3 protein-coding genes and 2 pseudogenes are annotated in these 3746 nt (G+C 32.5%); 1 reads left to right on the forward strand and 4 read right to left on the reverse strand.

What is annotated here, in order from left to right:
- Positions 1 to 71: 71 nt before the first annotated feature.
- The 4 genes and pseudogenes from ygeI to RTW80_RS23020 form a co-directional block, all read right to left on the reverse strand.
- On the reverse strand, positions 72 to 290 hold the full coding sequence (gene ygeI, locus RTW80_RS23005; RefSeq protein ID WP_000184091.1) for a protein YgeI: 219 nt from the start codon (positions 288 to 290) through the stop codon (positions 72 to 74).
- A gap of 167 nt (positions 291 to 457) precedes the next feature.
- Complete coding sequence (ygeH, locus tag RTW80_RS23010; protein WP_025693424.1) at positions 458 to 1834, reverse strand: HilA family transcriptional regulator YgeH; 1377 nt, start codon at positions 1832 to 1834, stop codon at positions 458 to 460.
- Positions 1835 to 2168: 334 nt separating this feature from the next.
- Positions 2169 to 2660, reverse strand: a complete 492-nt coding sequence (locus RTW80_RS23015; RefSeq protein WP_121863453.1) for a tetratricopeptide repeat protein — start codon at positions 2658 to 2660, stop codon at positions 2169 to 2171.
- Positions 2661 to 2884: 224 nt separating this feature from the next.
- A pseudogene (locus tag RTW80_RS23020) lies at positions 2885 to 3374 on the reverse strand (hypothetical protein).
- A gap of 193 nt (positions 3375 to 3567) precedes the next feature.
- On the opposite strand from RTW80_RS23020, the pseudogene yqeK reads away from it, so the two are divergent.
- Positions 3568 to 3746: pseudogene (gene yqeK, locus RTW80_RS23025) on the forward strand (protein YqeK); the annotation flags it as partial.

Consider the following 3746-nt stretch of genomic DNA (forward strand, 5'->3'; position numbering starts at 1 on the left):
TGTGAGGATTGAATGAAAGGAACGAGATACTATTATAAAAGTATCTCGTTATGATTTATTTGGTCAATCGTCTACCACTCAATTTTATAGTAAGGTGAGATAGGATTATCTTCTGAATACATATCATTTTGAAAAGGCGCCATCCATGTTGAAACTATAAATGCTTGTATTTGATCTGTATCAGTAGCACTGGTGTTGATGTGTTTATCTAATGATACGACTTCATCACCCGTTGCATTCGCTATATTTGAACTTTGAGATAAATTATTGATACCGATTGGATTAGTCATAAAGCTCCCTTTTTTAATTGTCCAGGCCAATGGTCTTTACATCATACTTTTAACTCTAGAGCATTTTAAATATCTTGCAATAAGGTGAATATCTTAGATATTTTTATCTCTGTTGTTTAAATAACAAGTTGCATACATCTAAATAATAAAATTGCGTCAATAAAAATTTATCGCATACAAATTCTCGTCAGCTGCTTTAATTTCAAAATGTTGTCAATTATAACTCGATGGCTTTCACTCTCAGTTTCTTTATAGTAGAGTTTAATGTTGTTTTTGAGCGGGTTAGGCACATACATATCTACACATTCTTTTATCACAACTGCTTTTCGTCTTCTGGGTTCGAGTTGTAGTGATTTGTCTATACAAATCCTTGCCTCTTCAATTTTTTCATTATGAAAGTGGACTAGTGCCCTATAGTAGTAGAGAGAGGCTATATCAGTTGAGTGTATCTTAGCCTGTCCAAATAAGATATGAGATACTTTTGCTTGTCCAGACAGACCAGTTATCAGTCCCATAATAGCTAAAATTTTTCCATCGACAGTGGTTATGTCTGATACATAATCTAAAAGCTCTAATGCTTTTTGAGCAGCAAGTTCAAGTTCACTTTTTCCATGAAGTGCCAAAGACATATGGCATTCCGCTAGAAGGCAATAACATTCTGTTTTTAGCGTCTGTATATCACTTTTATTTTGTAATCTATCAAATATAGTCATGGCCCTGTAAATGCTTTCAGGGGTGAAGTCGTAAAGTTCTTTCTTTCCGGCTAACATTTCATCTGATAAATAATGATTCTTATATCCTTGGTCCTGCTTAGCTAATCTTACAGATCGTTCTGGTTTATGTACCGTTTGAAGGATATTATCTATAATAAATTGTGATGTATTATATAGTTCATCAACAGGGAGATGATTACTGGCGATGAGGAAAAGGTTTTTAGCGTCGATCAACTCAATGTATAAAGTGTTCACTGCATTATTCTGGTTTATTCTTCCTGTAACGAAATAATCTGGCTTGAATCTGCTCAAGAATGAATTTTGAGATATGTGATCATTACAAAAATTTGTCGCAGCCATCGGATAGGTATAGAGACCATCGATTTTTTTATTTGAAATGATTTGCACTAATTCCTGATTAAGTATTAATGGATCCAGTGTATTCAATGAAGTAGTGAAAGGGAATATAGCTATGGAATAGTCTGAAGTATTATCTTCATTAATTTTAGTTTTGAAAACCTGCCCGCTGAAACGATAACCTTTCCGGTAGATTGTTTCTATGCAACGATCATAGCCAATTTTTTCAAAAATGCAGCGCAAAGAATAGATACATCTTGTCAGGGACTCGTCACTAACAATAATATTTTTCCATACTGATTCGATGATCATATCTTTCAGTACAACATGACCAGCGGATTCAAGTAATACTATTAATACACCTAACTCTTTCTGTGGAATATAAACTTGCTCATTTCCTTGAGTAAGAATTCCATCTTCCGTGAGCGTTAATCCCTCAAGAAAATGATATGAGAATTTATTTTCTAAGTCCATTAGTTAACCTCTATGAAAAAATTGGTTTCTTGCATCCTGCTTAAGCAATAGAAATTATGGCTATTCATATTTATGTGTCATTAACGCTACAGGAAATTACATTTGACATATCTATGGTTGTGTTCACTAATTTATCTTAGGAATTCAGTGATGTAATCTGAAATAGCCTTATTCAATTTTGATAAAGTAGATTGTTCTCTAATGCATTGAAAAATAATGATTTATAGTATGCTCTTAACTGTTTTAAGATGCTGATTTAAGAAAACATAAGAGGTGCTGGTTATAGTGGTTAACTGCACTATAACCAGCAAATTTAACCAAATGATTGTAATGCTTAGCCATTATCTTCTGAATTATCGTTTAAGAGTTCAATATATGCCTGCGCTTTACTCTTAACACTATCATCCTCACAATTGTTAATAATGTGATAGAAACATTGCATTGCGTTATCGATATTTTTAGCCCCAATCTGACATTGACCCATACGATAAATAACTGAATAGTCATCATACGGGAAGTACTTGTAACTTAGTTTGTAAAGGTCATATGCTTGTTGATATTTCTTTTTGGGCTGACATACTGATGCAAAATCTTTTAGATACTCATGATTTTCGAACGCATAAATGCACAAGAATTTATAATAAATTTCTGCGTCCGTTATATTACCCTTTTCATGGTAGTCGAATGCATATGCATATATTCTATCAAGGATATCAGGAGTTAAACCATGTAGTAATGCCAGATTTTCTCCTTTCGATAATGCGTGTTTTAGTTGATTTGCCCATTCATCACTATTATTGAATATTTCAATTGTTTCTGTGCTCATAATATTCCTCTGTGATGTGTCTCGTGATGCCAAATTATTATTGATTGACTCATTGATATTTTTATATTTATCTTTTTTAAATTATGAGTTTTAAGCTTGCATTGCTTATGGTATATTTTTCATTATTGGTAAAAGTACTGTTCACTACAAACTAATAACATCATTAGTTGTTTTACTAATATTCACCTTATTAGTTATCTTAATTACGACATTACATAAATGCCTTAATGTGTATGACCTGGATTCATAGTATCAATTGCCATTTTTTCAATGAAAATTAAAAAGGGGATTTTTGAGAAGGGTAGAATGTCGTTTGTTTTTTTCTTTATTATGTCTGGTGACGCGGGGGGATAGAACGTCTGTGCATATAGTAGTGAATTTATTCAGGTCTACATTATTCTCTATTTTGGTCAGTTTTATGAGTTCATTTACAGCCATACTCATTAAATCATCTGTTATCGAAAATTTATATATGCTCATAGCAGATAATATTGCTTGCTGAATTATCTCTTCAGAAATATCCGCTATCTTTATTGACAAATCATGTGTTAGATATTTTCCTCCAAGAGATTCTTGTTCAATATAATTTAAACCAGACCCCATTGTGATTTTAACTGGATTAACGGATTTCTCTTCATTTTTCTTATTTTTGTTCTCCTGATCAGGAACTAATGGTTGCAGTGGTAGGCTATTATTAATATTTCGTGGCTTCATTTTACATTTCTCTCATTTGATTAGAGCAAAATCCGAATTCGCAGCTTCTGATAATGTCAAATATCACCTTATGGAGACGTTACGTAGAATGACTATATTTGTTATCGGCACATTAGGGGTATTAATTTTAGTATTGATGGAAGGTGATTATTGAACAGTAACATCGAGTCACGGTAAAAATGTGAGGTATACAATGGACATTGAATTTTCGCAGATTCATGAAATGGTCTATATGCATGATATTGTAAATTCGGACTCGAAAAAGAAACCAAGGATTCCGTTAAAAAAATTCCTTAATGCTGAGAATGTTCTCACGCAAACAACATCATGGACATTAAATTCAAGATATGTGAATGTTAATTCTGTCAATAA

The sequence above is a fragment of the Escherichia sp. AM3 genome, from assembly GCF_032029835.1.
GTDB classification, from domain to species: domain Bacteria; phylum Pseudomonadota; class Gammaproteobacteria; order Enterobacterales; family Enterobacteriaceae; genus Escherichia; species Escherichia coli.